The organism is Pseudomonas sp. LFS074, assembly GCF_047978165.1.
In the GTDB taxonomy this organism is placed as follows: Bacteria; Pseudomonadota; Gammaproteobacteria; order Pseudomonadales; family Pseudomonadaceae; genus Aquipseudomonas; species Aquipseudomonas putida_P.
The window spans coordinates 514011-529010 of the sequence record NZ_JBFPFV010000003.1 but is presented as its reverse complement, the minus strand read 5'-3'; the positions used below and the strand labels follow the sequence as shown (position 1 = coordinate 529010).

Genomic DNA, 15000 nt, shown 5'->3' with positions numbered 1-15000 from the left:
ATGGAAAACAACCAGCCCATTATCGTCAAGCGCGTCAAGCGCTTTGGCGGCGGCCACCACGGCGGCGCCTGGAAAATCGCCTTCGCCGACTTCGCCACGGCGATGATGGCGTTCTTCCTGGTGCTGTGGCTGATGTCCACGGCCACGCCAGAACAGAAGATCGCTATTGCCGGCTACTTCAAAGACCCGATCGGCTTTTCGGAAAGCGGCACGCCCTACGTCATCGACCTGGGCGGCTCGCCTGAGCTGGCACCGGAAAAGACCATCAACCCGGAAGTGAAGGCCGAACCGACGCAAGAGTCCACCACCCAACTGAGCAAGGACCAGGTCGAGACCATGGCCGAGCAGGTGGAGCGTGAGCGCCTGGAACTGCTGCTGCAAGAACTGCAGAACAAGGTGGAAGAGAACCCGCAGTTGCAGAAGTTCAAGGACCAGATTCTGTTCGAGATCACCCAGGACGGCCTGCGTATCCAGATCATGGACGCCGAGAACCGGCCAATGTTCGACATTGGCAGTGCGCGCCTGCAGCCGTACTTCGAAGACATCCTGCTGGCCATGGCCGACACCATCAAGGCGGTGCCGAACAAGATCAGCATCAGCGGCCACACCGATGCCAAGCCGTATGCCGGCACTGGCGAGTTCGGTAACTGGGAGCTGTCGGCCAACCGCGCCAACGCCGCACGTCGTGCGCTGGTGGCCGGTGGTTACCCGGACGGCCAGGTGGCGCGGGTGGTGGGCTACGCCTCGTCGTCGCTGTTCGACCGCAAGGACCCGTTCAACCCGGTCAACCGCCGCATCGACATCATCGTGCTGACCAAGAAGGCCCAGCGCAACATCGAGGGTGAGCAGGGAGCGCCGGAGGCACCGGCCGCCCCGCCTGCCGCACCGCCAGCCAATGACGCTGCGCCAGGGGCTTCGGCACCGGCCGCGCCAGCTGCATCGGGGACGGGTGGCGAGGCCGAACAGGCACCGATGCAGCCGCGCGAACTGCGCCAGAAACTGAACATCTTCGAGGATGGTACGTTGAAGATGGATGACGCCAAGGACCAGTAAGCCCGGCATTTCGCGGGCACAACTGTCTTGCTCAACATCCAGGGGGTTCGCGATCACCGGCGTAGCCGGTGTTTGCGGCTGCATCTCCGTCAGAACCCCCGCCTGATCTTGGCCTTGAGATCAGCATGAAAGAAGGCTGCATTATCCCTGTCAGTGCAAGAGCCGCGCCCCGGCGGCAGTGTCATGGCTCGCTCGAACATGCGTTCGTCATGATAAGCCCGCACGAACAGGTCGATATGCGTACGTTCGCGCATGGCCGGCCATTTGCTCAGGCAAACCGGCAGTGCGCCTGAACCTTTGCGGAAGAAACTCACTCGCCGGCAGGTAATCGCTGCCGCCCCCAGCAGCCAGGCGGTCCACCAGGCGTCGTTGGTATCGGTCGGCAATACTCCGATCCAGTGGGTGGCATCGTTCATCTGCTGGCAGAAACTGCCATACAGGTCGTCATGGGTTTGCCCGTCGCAGTCCAACTGCACCACTTGGGTGGGGATGCCTTCGAGCAGCAGGCGCTCGTTGAGAATAAAGGCGTCGAGCCGCACTTCGTGGCGGTAGCTGATAAGAACCGGCATGGCGGTTACCCTCCCTGATAGAAGCCATGACCATCAGGGAAAGCGGACGTGTGGGCAATAGATGACGGCGAAACCAGAGCCGTCCTACACGGCTCGGTAATAAATCCTACAGATTGCTCTGGCCCGCCGCCCAGTCAGTAGCTGTCTTCTGTGAGGCTGGCGATGATCGAGCGGTAGCTGTTCATGCGCTGCGGCTTGATACGCCCCTCGTCCAGGGCCTTGAGCAACGCACAGCCCGGTTCTCGGTCATGCTTGCAGTCGCGGAAACGGCATGTACCGAACAGGTCACGGAACTCGATGAAGCCATCTTCCACGTCGTCGCGGCTGACGTGGCCAAGGCCGAACTCACGAATACCCGGCGAGTCGATCAGGTCGCCGCCGTTCGGGAAGTGGTACAGCCGCGCCGTGGTGGTGGTGTGAGTGCCTTGGCCCGACCATTCCGACAGGTCGCCGACGCGAGTGCCAGCGTCTGGCAGCAGGCTGTTGACCAGCGATGACTTGCCCACCCCCGACTGGCCGACGAACACGCTGATGTGACCGTCGAGTTGCTGTTGCAGGCGCTGCATGCCGTCACCCTGGTGTGCCGATACTTCCAGCAGCGGGTAGCCCAGTTCGCGGTAGACCTCCAGCAGTGCATGCAGGCCGGGGCCGTTCTCGTCGTTGATCAGGTCGGCTTTGTTCAGCAGCAGCAGCGGGCGCAGGCCGGCGTGCTCGGCAGCTACCAGGTAGCGGTCGATCAGGTTCGGGTGTGGCTCCGGGGCCGGGGCAAAGACAATCACGATCAGGTCGACGTTGGCCGCCACCGGTTTCAGCTGGCCGTGGTTGTTCGGCCGGCAAAGCTCGGTGCTGCGAGGCATCTGCGCCACGATCACGCCAATGCCCTGGTTGCCCGCCCGCCACACGACGCGGTCGCCGGTAACCAGCGCCGGCAGGTTGGCGCGCAGGTGGCAGCGGAATACCTGGCCTGCGCCTTCGCCGTCCTGGGCTTCTACTTCTACCTGCACGCCGAAGTGCGCGATCACCAGGCCCAGTTGCTCCGGCCCCAGGTCGCCTCCCTCCAGTTCCTGCAGCGCATGCTGCTCGCGTTTGGCTGCACGAGCGGCGCGCTCGCCCTGGATTTTTTCGATCCGCCAGTTCTGGCGGCGATTGAGCTGGCGTTTGGCCATGAAGGTACCGTGAGAAAGGCCCGGGGTGGGGCATTGAAAACGGCAGGCAGTTTAGCACGCCAGGCGCTGGACTATTCCGCTAACCTTTGAGCGGTGAATGGGCGTGCCTGGGCCACTAGGCTACTATGACGGGCTATACGAGGAGCCCCTGCATGCAAAACCCACAGAACCTGATCTGGATCGACCTGGAAATGACCGGCCTGGATCCAGACAGCGACGTCATCATCGAAATGGCAACCATCGTCACCGACAGCGAGCTGAACACCCTGGCCGAAGGGCCGGTGATCGCCATCCACCACAGTGACGACGTGCTGGCGCGTATGGATGAGTGGAACACCCGCACCCATGGCGCTTCGGGCCTGACCCAGCGCGTGCGCGAGAGCAAGGTCAGCATGGCTGAAGCCGAGGCGCAGACCATCGCCTTCCTTGAACAGTGGGTACCCAAAGGCAAGTCGCCGATCTGCGGCAACAGCATCTGCCAGGACCGCCGTTTCCTCTACCGTCACATGCGCAACCTGGAAAACTACTTCCACTATCGCAACCTGGATGTTTCCACTCTGAAGGAGCTGGCCGCGCGCTGGGCGCCGAATGTGCGTGACAGCTTCAAGAAGGGCAATACCCACCTGGCGCTGGACGATATTCGCGAGTCGATCGCCGAACTGCGTCACTACCGCGAGCACTTCATCAAGCTGTGATCCGAAACGGCGCAGATATTGTGTCTGCGCCCCCTTTTGGTGCCTTGGGCAACTGGTTAGACTGCGCGCCTTTCCTGCACGGACCCGCACCATGTTGTTGATGCTCTATCTCGTTGCCATCACCGCCGAAGCCATGACTGGCGCGCTGTCTGCCGGGCGTCGCGGCATGGACTGGTTCGGCGTGGTGCTGATTGCCTGCGTCACCGCCCTGGGGGGCGGCTCGGTGCGTGATGTGCTGCTCGGGCACTACCCGCTGACCTGGGTGAAGCACCCCGAGTACCTCGTGTTGACCAGCTTTGCGGCGCTGCTGACTATTTTCATTGCGCCGATGATGCGCCGCCTGCGCTCGCTGTTTCTGGTGCTCGATGCCCTGGGGCTGGTGGCGTTTACCCTGATTGGCTGCATGACGGCGCTGGAAATGGGGCAGGGCATGCTGGTGGCGTCCATCAGCGGGGTGATCACCGGGGTGTTTGGCGGCATCCTGCGGGATATCTTCTGCAACGACATCCCACTGGTGTTCCGTCGCGAGCTGTATGCCAGCGTGTCGTTCGCGGCGGCGTGGTTCTATCTGGGCTGCGTGTATTTCAAGGTGCCGGCGGAGCAGGCGATGCTGCTGACCTTGTTTGGCGGGTTCCTGCTGCGCCTGTTGGCGATTCGCTTCCACTGGGAAATGCCCAAGTTCCACTACAACGACCAGCAGTGAATTCTGGGCCGCGCCGCGGCCCCAGCTATTGAATGTCGTGTCGGGCCAGCGCCCATGCAACGTGCTCGCGCACCAGCTCAGATGCATCCTCGCGCCGCGCCTTCAGTGCCTCTATCACTGGAATCGTGGACGGCGCATTGCCCAACCCCACCGCCAGGTTGCGCAAGAACCGCTCATACCCCGCCCGTCGCAACGGCCCGCCTTCGGTCTTGCGCAGGAAGGTGCGTTCATCCCACAGGAACATTTCCGCCAACTCGGCATTCTCCAGCCCGTGCCGTGGCTGGAAGTCCTGCTCCTGGCTGTGCTTGGCGAAGCGGTTCCAGGGGCAGACGATCTGGCAGTCGTCGCAACCGAACACCCGGTTGCCCATCTTCGCGCGCAGCTCGACAGGGATCGCGCCCCTCAGCTCGATGGTCAGGTACGAGATGCAGCGCCGTGCATCCAGCACATAGGGCCCGACAAACGCCTGGGTCGGGCAGATGTCCAGGCAGGCCTGGCACCGCCCGCAGTGCTCGCTGGTGGTGGCTTCGTCCACCGGCAACGGCAGGTCGACAAACAGTTCGGCAAGGAAGAAATAGCTACCGGCCTTGCGGTTGAGCAACAGCGTGTTCTTGCCGATCCAGCCCAGCCCGGCCTGTTCGGCCAAGGCCTTTTCCAGCACCGGGGCGCTGTCGACGAAGGCGCGGTACCCGAACGGGCCGATGGCTTCCTGAATACGATCGGCAAGGAACTGCACGCGCTTGCGCACCAGTTTGTGGTAGTCCCGGCCCAGCGCATAGCGCGAAATGTAGGCCTTTTCCGGTTGTGCCAGGCGCTGCGCCATTTGTGTGTCGCCAGGCAGGTAGTCCATGCGCAGCGAGACCACGCGTACCGTGCCGGGGATCAGCTGGTCGGGGTGTGACCTTTTGCTGCCGTGGGCGCCCAGGTATTCCATTTCGCCCTGGTAGCCGGCGTCGAGCCAGCGCTGCAGGTGGTGTTCGTGTTCGCCAAGGTCAACCCCGGCGATGCCAACATGGGCAAAACCGAGTTCCTGGCCCCAAATCTTGATCGATTGGGCCAGTTGGGCGAGGTCAGGTGTAGAGGCGGACATGGATGGGCAAGGCAATACGGGCTCGGGTGCGTATAATTCTGCCAGACATTGGAGCCTTTGACCCCATGCCGCAGACCAAACACCCCAGCAATGCCCCTCAATTGCTCAGCAGCGTGACCGTGGCGCACCTGCCGGCACGCCACGCGCTTGCCCATAAAGGTGACTTTGGCCATGTGCTGGTGGTCGGTGGCGACCTCGGCACGGGTGGCGCCGTATTGCTCAGTGCCGAAGCCGCCCTGCGTTGCGGGGCCGGGCTGGTCAGCGTGGCAACCCGGCCGGAGCATGTAGCGGCCAGCCTGGCGCGCCTGCCCGAAGTCATGTGCCTTGGCGCCAGTTCGGCCAACCAGCTGATGGGCGTGCTGGAGCGCGCCTCGGTGCTGGTGGTCGGTCCGGGCCTCGGGCAGGCGGCGTGGGGCCGCAGCCTGTTGTCGGCGGTGGCCAACGCCGAGCGGCCGCAGGTGTGGGATGCCGATGCCCTGAATTTGCTGGCGCGCACCCCGCTGGCCTTGCCCAGTGGCAGTATCCTCACCCCTCACCCGGGGGAGGCGGCGCGGCTGCTGGGCATTTCCACCGAGGCCGTGCAGGCCGACCGCCCAGGGGCTGCGCGCAAGTTGGCGCGCCGTTACAACAGCGTCTGCGTACTCAAAGGTGCCGGCACCCTGGTGGCCGCACCGGCCGGGCAACTGGCGCTATGCGAGCGCGGCCACCCGGCGATGGCTGGCGCCGGGCTGGGCGACGTGCTGACCGGCGTGCTGGCGGCACTGTTGGCCCAAGGCCTGGACGCCTGGAGCGCGGGTTGCTTGGGAACATGGCTGCACGCCTGTGCGGGCGAGCGTCTGGGGGTAAAAGGTAGAGGCCTGGCGGCCAGTGATCTGGCGCCGGTCATTCGTGAGTTGTTGGAGGAGCATTCTGCGTGTCTGGCTTAAATCTGTTTCTGGCCGATGAAGCGGCCACGGTCGACTTCGGTGCAAAAATGGCCGAGGTGACCGGTGGTCGCGGCGTGATCTTTCTTGAAGGCGACCTGGGGGCGGGCAAGACTACGCTTTCCCGGGGGCTGATCCGTGGCCTGGGCCATACTGGTGCAGTGAAAAGCCCGACCTTTACCGTGGTCGAACCCTACGAAATCGGCGAGGTCCGAGCCTTTCACTTCGACCTGTATCGCCTGGTCGACCCGGAGGAGCTTGAGTTCATGGGTATTCGTGATTATTTCGAGGGCGACCCGCTGTGCCTGTTCGAGTGGCCACAAAAGGGTGCGGGCGTTTTGCCAAAGCCTGACCTGACCATTACCATAAGCCCCCAAGCGGGCGGACGCTCGCTGATCCTTTCGCCGCAGGGGGCTCGCGGCGAGGCCTGGTGCGTGGCACTGGCCGAACACTATAAACAGTAAGTGGGGTAGGTATGCGCATACGCGCACTGGTCGCCATCGTTGGGCTGCTGCTGACAACGGTGACCGTTGACGCTCTGGCCGTCACACAAGTCAAGAGCATGCGCCTGTGGCGCGCGCCAGACAACACGCGGCTGGTCTTCGACCTGTCTGGCCCCGTGCAGCACAGCGTCTTCACCTTGAGCGCACCGGATCGTCTGGTTATCGACATCAATGGTGCGACCCTGGCCGCGCCATTGAACGTGGCCACCTCCAACACGCCGATCAGCAGCGTGCGTTCGGCACAACGTACCCCGACCGACCTGCGCGTGGTGGTCGACCTGAAAAAGTCGGTTACCCCAAAAAGCTTCACCTTGGCGCCCAATGCCCAGTACGGCAATCGCCTGGTGGTCGACCTGTACGACCAGGAAGCCGACGCCATTGCAGCCAGCGCGCCACCTCCTGCCCCGACCCCGGTACAAACACCTGCGACCACGCCTGCGGTGCCGGTAAGCCCGGCCCAGCCTGCCATCAAGCTGCCACCGGTGCCGAGCGGCAAGCGTGAAATCGTTGTGGCCATCGATGCCGGTCACGGTGGCGAAGACCCCGGTGCATCCGGTTCGCGTGGCCAGCATGAAAAAGACATCGTGCTGCAGATCGCCAAGGAACTGCAGCGCCAGATCAACAGCGAACGCGGCTTCCGGGCGGAGCTGACCCGCACTGGCGACTACTTCATTCCACTGCGTAAACGCACGGAAATCGCCCGCAAGAAGGGCGCCGACCTGTTCATTTCGATCCACGCCGACGCCGCGCCGTCGCGTGCGGCCTTTGGCGCCTCGGTATTTGCCCTGTCCGACCGCGGCGCCACTTCCGAGACTGCGCGCTGGCTGGCCGACACGGAAAACCGCTCCGACCTGATCGGTGGTGCGGGTAACGTCAGCCTCGACGACAAGGACCGTATGCTCGCGGGGGTGCTGCTCGACCTCTCCATGACCGCCACGCTCAGCTCCAGCCTCAATGTGGGGCAGAAAGTGCTGGGCAACATGGGGCGTGTCACCTCGCTGCACAAACAGCGCGTGGAACAGGCCGGCTTCATGGTGCTGAAGTCGCCGGATATTCCGTCGATCCTGGTTGAAACCGGGTTCATTTCGAACAACAACGAAGCCGCCAAGCTGGCCACTGCGAGCCACCAGCAAGCCCTGGCCCGCTCGATCCACACCGGTGTACGCCAGTACTTCCAGCAGAACCCGCCGCCAGGCACTTATATCGCCTGGCTGCGCGACACCGGCAAGATTGCGGCTGGGCCGCGTGAGCACACCGTCCGGCCTGGCGAAACCCTGGCGATGCTGGCTGTGCGCTACCAGGTCAGCGTGGCCAGCCTGCGCAGCACCAACAGCCTCAAGACCGATGAGCTGAAGGTCGGCCAACGCCTTGATGTACCCGCCACGACCCTGGCGGCGCAATAATGAGCGGCGGTTCGCGCATTCAGCTGCTTAGCCCGCGGCTGGCCAACCAGATTGCCGCCGGCGAGGTTGTCGAGCGGCCGGCTTCTGTCGCCAAGGAATTGCTGGAAAACAGCCTGGACTCCGGTGCCCGGCGCATCGATGTGGAAGTGGAGCAGGGCGGCGTCAAGCTGCTGAAGGTACGGGACGATGGCAGCGGTATTTCTGCCGATGACCTGCCGCTGGCCCTGGCGCGTCACGCCACCAGCAAGATTCGTGAGCTGGAGGACCTGGAACGCGTCATGAGCCTGGGCTTCCGTGGCGAGGCGCTGGCCTCGATCAGCTCGGTGGCGCGTTTGACCATGACCTCCCGTACTGCCAGTGCCAGCGAGGCCTGGCAGGTGGAAACCGAAGGCCGCGACATGACCCCACGGGTGCAGCCAGCGGCGCACCCGGTCGGGACCTCTGTGGAAGTGCGCGACCTGTTCTTCAATACCCCGGCCCGGCGCAAGTTCCTCAAGGCCGAAAAAACCGAATTCGACCACCTGCAGGAAGTGATCCGCCGGCTGGCGCTGGCGCGTTTCGATGTCGGCTTCCACCTGCGCCACAACGGCAAGAGCATCCTCAGCCTGCACGAGGCTCACGACGAAACCGCCCGTGCACGGCGGGTGGGTGCCATCTGCGGCCCTGGCTTCATGGAGCAGGCGCTGCCGATCGACGTCGAGCGCAACGGCCTGCGCCTGTGGGGCTGGGTTGGCCTGCCGACGTTCTCGCGCAGCCAGGCCGACTTGCAGTACTTCTTCGTCAATGGCCGTGCGGTGCGCGACAAGCTGGTCGCCCACGCCGTGCGCCAGGCCTACCGCGATGTGTTGTTCAATGGTCGTCACCCCACGTTCGTGCTGTTCCTGGAGCTGGAGCCCAACGGCGTCGATGTGAACGTGCACCCGACCAAGCATGAAGTGCGCTTCCGCGAAGGGCGCTCGGTGCACGATTTCCTGTATGGCACTTTGCACCGAGCCCTGGCTGATGTTCGCCCGGAAGACCAACTGGCCGCGCCTGCCGCCGTGCCCGAGCTGGCTCGCCCCACTGGCCAGCAGGCTGGTGAGTTCGGCCCCCAGGGTGAAATGCGCCTGGCCTCGCCGGTGCTCGAACAGCCGCGAGCCCCGCAACAGTCATTTTCCAATGGCGGCAGTGGCGCCGGTTACCAGTACCAGTACACCCCGCGTCCTTCGCAGCCGCTGCCGGCCGCCGAGGCGCAGGCGGTGTATCGCGAGTTCTACAAGCCGTTGGACAACGGTGCCGCAGCTGCGACGGCCTTGCCCGAAAGCCAAGGTGACATTCCCCCGCTTGGCTACGCGCTGGCGCAGCTCAAGGGTATCTACATCCTGGCCGAGAATGCCGTCGGCCTGGTGCTGGTGGACATGCACGCCGCCCATGAGCGGATCATGTACGAGCGGCTCAAGGTGGCCATGGCCAGCGAGGGCCTCAGTGGCCAGCCGCTGCTGGTGCCGGAAACCCTGGCCCTGAGCCAGCGTGAGGCCGACTGTGCCGAAGAGCATGCTCAGTGGTTCCAGCGCCTGGGCTTCGAATTGCAACGCCTGGGCCCCGAGACCTTGGCGGTTCGCCAGATCCCGGCCTTGCTCAAGCAGGCCGAGGCCAACCGCCTGGTGCAGGACGTGCTGGCCGACTTGATGGAATACGGCACCAGCGACCGTATTCAGGCGCACCTCAACGAACTGCTCGGTACCATGGCCTGCCATGGCGCCGTGCGCGCCAACCGGCGCCTGGCAATTCCCGAGATGAACGCCCTGCTGCGCGACATGGAAAACACCGAGCGCAGCGGCCAGTGCAACCATGGCCGTCCCACCTGGACCCAGATGGGCCTGGACGACCTGGACAAACTCTTCCTGCGCGGTCGATGAAATGAGCAGCAAGCCCCCTGCAATATTCCTGATGGGTCCGACGGCGGCCGGCAAGACCGACCTGGCCATCGAGCTGACCAAAGTGCTGCCCTGTGAACTGATCAGCGTCGATTCGGCACTGGTCTACCGGGGCATGGACATCGGCTCGGCCAAACCCTCGAAAGAAATCCTCGCCGCCCACCCGCACCGGCTGATCGACATTCGTGACCCGGCCGAGAGCTATTCGGCCGCACAGTTCCGTGCCGATGCCTTGGAGGCCATGGCCGAGATCACTGCGCGCGGCAAGATCCCGTTGCTGGTCGGCGGCACCATGCTCTATTACAAGGCGTTGATCGATGGCCTGGCCGACATGCCGGCGGCCGATGCCGCAGTGCGCGCCGAGCTGGAAGCCCAGGCCGAAGCCTTGGGGCTGGCCGAGTTGCACCGTCAACTGGCCGAGGTCGACCCGGTGTCGGCGGCGCGCATCCACCCCAACGACCCGCAGCGGCTGATCCGGGCGCTGGAGGTATACCGGGTGAGCGGCGAGAGCATGACGGCCCATCGTCAACGTCAATTCGCGGAAAGTCGCGGCGCAGACGCAGGCGCTGGCGGACATTTGCCCTATACTGTCGCCAGTTTGGCGATTGCTCCTACAGATCGTCACATTTTGCATCAGCGAATTGCGTTACGATTTTCGCAGATGCTGGAACAGGGCTTCGTTGAGGAGGTCCGATCGCTGCGAGCCAGAAGTGACTTGCACGCCGGGCTGCCGTCTATACGGGCAGTGGGTTATCGGCAAGTCTGGGATTACCTGGACGGCAAGCTGACTGAGAATGAGATGCGTGAACGCGGTATCATTGCTACTCGGCAGCTGGCCAAACGGCAGTTCACCTGGTTGCGTGGCTGGCCTGAAGTGCACTGGCTTGACAGCCTGGCCTGCGACAATCTGTCCCGCACCTTGAAATACCTTGGGGCCATCTCCATATTGAGCTGAGTCCCTGCTGATTGCCGTCTATTCTTGCGAAGGGGCGGCCTAATTTATCGATTTTATTGATTTTCTATTATTTATCCTTACAGGAGTGCGGCATATGTCAAAAGGGCATTCGCTACAAGACCCTTACTTGAACACCTTGAGAAAAGAAAAGGTCCCGGTATCCATCTACCTGGTCAACGGTATCAAGCTGCAGGGTTCGATCGAATCGTTCGACCAGTTCGTGGTTCTGCTGAAGAACACCGTCAGCCAGATGGTCTACAAGCACGCCATTTCGACCGTGGTTCCGGCCCGTCCGGTCCGCCTGCCAAGCCCGACCGATGGCGAGCACGGCGACAGCGAGCCAGGCAACGCCTGATAGGAGCCTGCATTGTTCTTTGAGCGCCACGGTGGTGGTGAGCGAGCGTTGCTCGTTCACTTGGAAGGTCAGAACCCTGAGGCGCGCGAAGACCCGCAGGAGTTTCAGGAGTTGGCATTGTCGGCCGGTGCCGACATCGTCTCGCTGGTCACGGTGACAAGGCATCAGCCTTCCGCCAAATACCTGATTGGCAGTGGCAAGGTCGAGGAATTGCACGACCTGGTCCATGCCGAGCAGGTAGACCTGGTGATTTTCAATCACACCCTCACGCCCAGTCAGGAGCGCAACCTTGAACGTGTGTTCGAGTGTCGTGTGCTCGACCGTACCGGGCTGATCCTCGATATCTTCGCCCAACGGGCGCGTACCCATGAAGGCAAGCTGCAGGTCGAACTGGCCCAGCTGGAGCACATGAGCACGCGGCTGGTGCGCGGCTGGACTCACCTTGAGCGACAGAAAGGTGGTATCGGCCTGCGCGGCCCGGGTGAAACGCAGCTCGAAACCGACCGCCGACTGTTGCGGGTGCGCATACGCCAGATCAAGTCACGCCTGGAGAAAGTGCGCAGCCAGCGCGAGCAGGCGCGGCGTGGGCGCAAGCGTGCGGATATTCCGTCCGTGTCGCTGGTGGGTTACACCAACGCCGGCAAGTCCACACTGTTCAACGCCCTGACCGAGTCCGAGGTGTACGCTGCGGACCAGCTGTTCGCCACCCTCGACCCGACCCTGCGCCGGCTCGAGCTCAATGACCTGGGGCCAATCGTGCTGGCCGACACCGTGGGCTTCATTCGCCACCTGCCGCACAAGCTGGTCGAGGCATTTCGGGCTACGCTCGAAGAGTCGAGCAACTCCGACCTGTTGCTGCATGTGATCGACGCCCATGAGCCAGAGCGCATGGAGCAGATCGAGCAGGTGCTGGCCGTGTTGGGTGAGATTGGCGCTGAAGGCTTGCCGATCCTCGAGGTGTATAACAAACTCGACCTGCTCGAAGATGTCGAGCCACAGATCCAGCGCAATGCCGATGGCAAGCCGGAACGGGTCTGGGTATCGGCACGCGATGGGCGTGGCCTGGAGCTGGTTGGCCAGGCGGTTGCCGAGTTGCTGGGGGATGATCTGTTTGTCGGTACCCTGTGCCTGGAGCAGCGTTTTGCCCGCTTGCGCGCGCAATTCTTTGCCCTGGGTGCCGTGCAGAGTGAAGAGCATGATGAAGAAGGGCGCAGCCTGCTGAGCGTGCGACTGCCCATGGTCGAACTGAATCGCCTGGTCAGCCGCGAAGGCATGGAGCCGCAAGTGTTTGTCGAGCAACACACTTTGCAATAAATGCTCGTCGAGGTCGCCGGGCAGCAGTGACAGGCATTCTGTAGCATTGGACGGCGCGCCGTGGGCGCGTCTTTGCTTTATCAGATGGAGAGCGCTATGGCTTGGAACGAGCCGGGTGGCAACTCGAACAATCAGGATCCCTGGGGCGGCCGCCGTGGTGGCGGTGGCGGTGGTGGTGACAAAAAAGGTCCGCCGGATCTGGACGAGGCCTTCCGCAAACTGCAGGACAGCCTCAACGGCATGTTCGGCGGTAGCAAAAAACGTGGCGGCGGTGACCGCAATGTCGGCAAGGGCGGTGGCCTGGGCCTGCTGGGCATTGGCCTGGCGGTACTGGCGGCCATCTGGCTGTACAGCGCCGTGTACGTGGTCGACGAGCAGGAGCAGGCCGTGGTGCTGCGCTTCGGCAAGTACTACGAGACGGTCGGTCCCGGCCTGAACATCTACTTCCCGCCGATCGATCGCAAGTACATGGAAAACGTCACGCGCGAGCGTGCCTATACCAAGCAGGGCCAGATGCTGACCGAAGACGAGAACATCGTCGAGGTGCCGCTGACCGTCCAGTACAAGATCAGCAACCTTCAGGACTTCGTGCTCAACGTCGACCAGCCTGAGGTGAGCCTGCAGCACGCGACCGACAGTGCCTTGCGCCACGTGGTGGGTTCCACCTCGATGGACCAGGTGCTGACCGAAGGCCGTGAACAGATGGCCGTGGATATCCGCGAACGTCTGCAGCGCTTCCTCGACAACTACCGTACCGGTATCACCGTTACCCAGGTCAACGTACAGAGCGCGGCAGCCCCGCGTGAAGTGCAGGAAGCCTTCGATGACGTGATCCGTGCCCGCGAAGACGAGCAGCGTGCCCGCAACCAGGCCGAATCCTACGCCAATGGCGTGGTGCCGGAAGCCCGTGGTCAGGCCCAGCGCATCATCGAGGACGCCAACGGTTACCGCGACGAAGTCATCGCCCGCGCCAAGGGTGAGGCCGACCGTTTCACCAAGCTGGTTGCCGAGTACCACAAGGCACCTGACGTGACCCGTCAGCGTCTGTACCTGGAGACCATGCAAGAGGTCTACAGCAATTCGAGCAAGGTCATGGTGGCGACCAAGGACGGGCAGAACAACCTGCTCTACCTGCCACTGGACAAGATGGTCGAAGGCAGCCGCAACCCGTCCACGCCAAGCAGCACTGTGTCGCCATCGGTCAACGATGCGGCCGCCCGTGCGGCGCAGGACATGCAACAGCAACAGCAGCCGCTGCGTACTAGGGAGAGCCGCTGATGAGCAATAGATCGCTGATCGCCCTGATCGCCGCCGTGGTCCTGGCCATCGTGGCCTGGAACAGCTTCTACATCGTGTCCCAGACCGAACGTGCGGTACTGCTGCGCTTTGGTAAGGTGGTCCAGGCGGACGTTCAGCCTGGCCTGCACGTGAAGATTCCGTACGTGAACCAGGTGCGCAAGTTCGACGCCCGCCTCATGACCCTCGACGCCCCGACCCAGCGGTTCCTGACCCTGGAGAAGAAAGCCGTGATGGTCGACGCCTACGCCAAGTGGCGCGTCAAGGATGCCGAGCGCTTCTACACTGCCACGTCCGGTATGAAGCAGATCGCCGACGAGCGTCTGTCGCGTCGTCTGGAAAGCGGCCTGCGTGACCAGTTCGGTAAACGTACCTTGCACGAGGTGGTTTCCGGTGAACGTGACGCACTGATGGCTGACATCACTGCATCGCTGAACCGCATGGCCAACAAGGAGCTGGGTATCGAGGTGGTCGACGTGCGCGTCAAGGCCATCGACCTGCCGAAGGAAGTCAACCGCAGCGTGTTCGATCGCATGAGCACCGAGCGTGAGCGTGAAGCCCGCGAGCACCGTGCCAAAGGTAACGAGCTGGCTGAAGGTATCCGTGCCGATGCCGACCGTCAGCGCCGTGTGCTGCTGGCCGAGGCCTATCGCGAAGCAGAAGAAACCCGCGGTGATGGTGACGCCCAGGCGGCCGCCATCTATGCCAAGGCCTACAGCCAGGACGCTGATTTCTATGCGTTCCACCGTAGCCTGCAGGCATACCGCGAAAGCTTCTCGAGCAAGAGCGACGTGCTGGTCCTGGACCCGAAGAACGAGTTCTTCCGTTACCTGGACAAGAGCAAGCCGTGATGCTCAGGCCCTGATTTTAATGCAGCGGCGCCCCGCCTGGCAGCTAAAACACCAGGCGGGGTGCATCCTGAATGAAAAGGGGTGTATGATGAGGCAGCCGGGAAATTTCCCGGCTTTTTTGCGTCTGCAAGGTTGATTGGCACCGCGCCAGTTGACGGTTTGGTCAGGTCGCAAGGCAATTCGAGGGTGTCGGGTACGGTGGCTGCGC

The 15000-nt window shown here is 63.1% G+C and carries 15 protein-coding genes; 12 read left to right on the top strand and 3 right to left on the bottom strand.

Going from position 1 to position 15000, the window contains the following annotated elements:
* Positions 1-1053 (top strand): flagellar motor protein MotB, encoded by a 1053-nt coding sequence (gene motB, locus ACNQP3_RS26455; RefSeq protein WP_264316606.1) that lies wholly within the window; start codon positions 1-3, stop codon positions 1051-1053.
* 89 nt (positions 1054-1142) lie between these two features.
* On the opposite strand, the gene ACNQP3_RS26450 is transcribed toward motB, so the two are convergent.
* On the bottom strand, positions 1143-1622 hold the full coding sequence (locus ACNQP3_RS26450) for a hypothetical protein (protein ID WP_012274467.1): 480 nt from the start codon (positions 1620-1622) through the stop codon (positions 1143-1145).
* Between the two features lie 134 nt (positions 1623-1756).
* On the bottom strand, positions 1757-2788 hold the full coding sequence (gene rsgA, locus ACNQP3_RS26445) for a small ribosomal subunit biogenesis GTPase RsgA (protein ID WP_012274466.1): 1032 nt from the start codon (positions 2786-2788) through the stop codon (positions 1757-1759).
* 152 nt (positions 2789-2940) lie between these two features.
* On the opposite strand from rsgA, the gene orn reads away from it, so the two are divergent.
* Together orn and ACNQP3_RS26435 are read left to right on the top strand one after the other, a co-directional pair.
* A complete protein-coding gene (orn, locus tag ACNQP3_RS26440; RefSeq protein ID WP_012274465.1) occupies positions 2941-3483 on the top strand; it encodes an oligoribonuclease in 543 nt (180 codons plus the stop codon).
* A 91-nt stretch (positions 3484-3574) separates the two neighbouring features.
* A complete protein-coding gene (locus tag ACNQP3_RS26435) occupies positions 3575-4186 on the top strand; it encodes a trimeric intracellular cation channel family protein (RefSeq protein WP_012274464.1) in 612 nt (203 codons plus the stop codon).
* Between the two features lie 25 nt (positions 4187-4211).
* Here ACNQP3_RS26435 and queG read toward each other — a convergent pair whose 3' ends face one another.
* Positions 4212-5276: a tRNA epoxyqueuosine(34) reductase QueG gene (gene queG, locus ACNQP3_RS26430; protein WP_264316605.1), complete on the bottom strand. Its 1065-nt coding sequence runs from the start codon at positions 5274-5276 to the stop codon at positions 4212-4214.
* Between the two features lie 65 nt (positions 5277-5341).
* On the opposite strand from queG, the gene ACNQP3_RS26425 reads away from it, so the two are divergent.
* The 9 genes from ACNQP3_RS26425 (at position 5342) to hflC (ending at position 14792) form a co-directional block, all read left to right on the top strand.
* Positions 5342-6202, top strand: a complete 861-nt coding sequence (locus tag ACNQP3_RS26425) for an NAD(P)H-hydrate dehydratase (RefSeq protein ID WP_041166606.1) — start codon at positions 5342-5344, stop codon at positions 6200-6202.
* A 2-nt stretch (positions 6203-6204) separates the two neighbouring features.
* Entirely contained in the window at positions 6205-6663 is a 459-nt protein-coding gene (gene tsaE / locus ACNQP3_RS26420) for a tRNA (adenosine(37)-N6)-threonylcarbamoyltransferase complex ATPase subunit type 1 TsaE (RefSeq protein ID WP_256667174.1), read from the top strand.
* 11 nt (positions 6664-6674) lie between these two features.
* Complete coding sequence (locus ACNQP3_RS26415) at positions 6675-8105, top strand: N-acetylmuramoyl-L-alanine amidase (protein ID WP_060493949.1); 1431 nt, start codon at positions 6675-6677, stop codon at positions 8103-8105.
* Complete coding sequence (gene mutL, locus ACNQP3_RS26410) at positions 8105-10003, top strand: DNA mismatch repair endonuclease MutL (protein WP_264316604.1); 1899 nt, start codon at positions 8105-8107, stop codon at positions 10001-10003. Before ACNQP3_RS26415 ends, mutL begins: the two co-directional genes overlap by 1 nt.
* A gap of 1 nt (position 10004) precedes the next feature.
* The gene (gene miaA, locus ACNQP3_RS26405; protein ID WP_012274458.1) at positions 10005-10976 is read left to right on the top strand and encodes a tRNA (adenosine(37)-N6)-dimethylallyltransferase MiaA; all 972 of its coding nucleotides are present in this window, start codon (positions 10005-10007) and stop codon (positions 10974-10976) included.
* Between the two features lie 94 nt (positions 10977-11070).
* Complete coding sequence (gene hfq / locus ACNQP3_RS26400; protein WP_012274457.1) at positions 11071-11331, top strand: RNA chaperone Hfq; 261 nt, start codon at positions 11071-11073, stop codon at positions 11329-11331.
* Positions 11332-11343: 12 nt separating this feature from the next.
* The gene (hflX, locus tag ACNQP3_RS26395; protein ID WP_012274456.1) at positions 11344-12645 is read left to right on the top strand and encodes a ribosome rescue GTPase HflX; all 1302 of its coding nucleotides are present in this window, start codon (positions 11344-11346) and stop codon (positions 12643-12645) included.
* Positions 12646-12741: 96 nt separating this feature from the next.
* Positions 12742-13923, top strand: a complete 1182-nt coding sequence (gene hflK / locus ACNQP3_RS26390; protein ID WP_012274455.1) for an FtsH protease activity modulator HflK — start codon at positions 12742-12744, stop codon at positions 13921-13923.
* Positions 13923-14792, top strand: coding sequence for a protease modulator HflC (hflC, locus tag ACNQP3_RS26385; protein WP_012274454.1), 870 nt, complete (start codon positions 13923-13925; stop codon positions 14790-14792). The genes hflK and hflC overlap by 1 nt, the downstream gene beginning before the upstream one ends.
* Positions 14793-15000 lie beyond the last annotated feature (208 nt).

Bases quoted from the DNA above. Each gene is read 5' to 3' on its own strand.
- hflC (WP_012274454.1), top strand. From the start codon at position 13,923: ATGAGCAATAGATCGCTGATCGCCCTGATCGCCGCCGTGGTCCTGGCC.
- orn (WP_012274465.1), top strand. From the start codon at position 2,941: ATGCAAAACCCACAGAACCTGATCTGGATCGACCTGGAAATGACCGGC.
- ACNQP3_RS26425 (WP_041166606.1), top strand. From the start codon at position 5,342: ATGCCGCAGACCAAACACCCCAGCAATGCCCCTCAATTGCTCAGCAGC.
- rsgA (WP_012274466.1), bottom strand. From the start codon at position 2,788: ATGGCCAAACGCCAGCTCAATCGCCGCCAGAACTGGCGGATCGAAAAA.
- motB (WP_264316606.1), top strand. From the start codon at position 1: ATGGAAAACAACCAGCCCATTATCGTCAAGCGCGTCAAGCGCTTTGGC.
- ACNQP3_RS26450 (WP_012274467.1), bottom strand. From the start codon at position 1,622: ATGCCGGTTCTTATCAGCTACCGCCACGAAGTGCGGCTCGACGCCTTT.
- miaA (WP_012274458.1), top strand. From the start codon at position 10,005: ATGAGCAGCAAGCCCCCTGCAATATTCCTGATGGGTCCGACGGCGGCC.
- hfq (WP_012274457.1), top strand. From the start codon at position 11,071: ATGTCAAAAGGGCATTCGCTACAAGACCCTTACTTGAACACCTTGAGA.
- mutL (WP_264316604.1), top strand. From the start codon at position 8,105: ATGAGCGGCGGTTCGCGCATTCAGCTGCTTAGCCCGCGGCTGGCCAAC.
- hflK (WP_012274455.1), top strand. From the start codon at position 12,742: ATGGCTTGGAACGAGCCGGGTGGCAACTCGAACAATCAGGATCCCTGG.
- ACNQP3_RS26415 (WP_060493949.1), top strand. From the start codon at position 6,675: ATGCGCATACGCGCACTGGTCGCCATCGTTGGGCTGCTGCTGACAACG.
- queG (WP_264316605.1), bottom strand. From the start codon at position 5,276: ATGTCCGCCTCTACACCTGACCTCGCCCAACTGGCCCAATCGATCAAG.
- ACNQP3_RS26435 (WP_012274464.1), top strand. From the start codon at position 3,575: ATGTTGTTGATGCTCTATCTCGTTGCCATCACCGCCGAAGCCATGACT.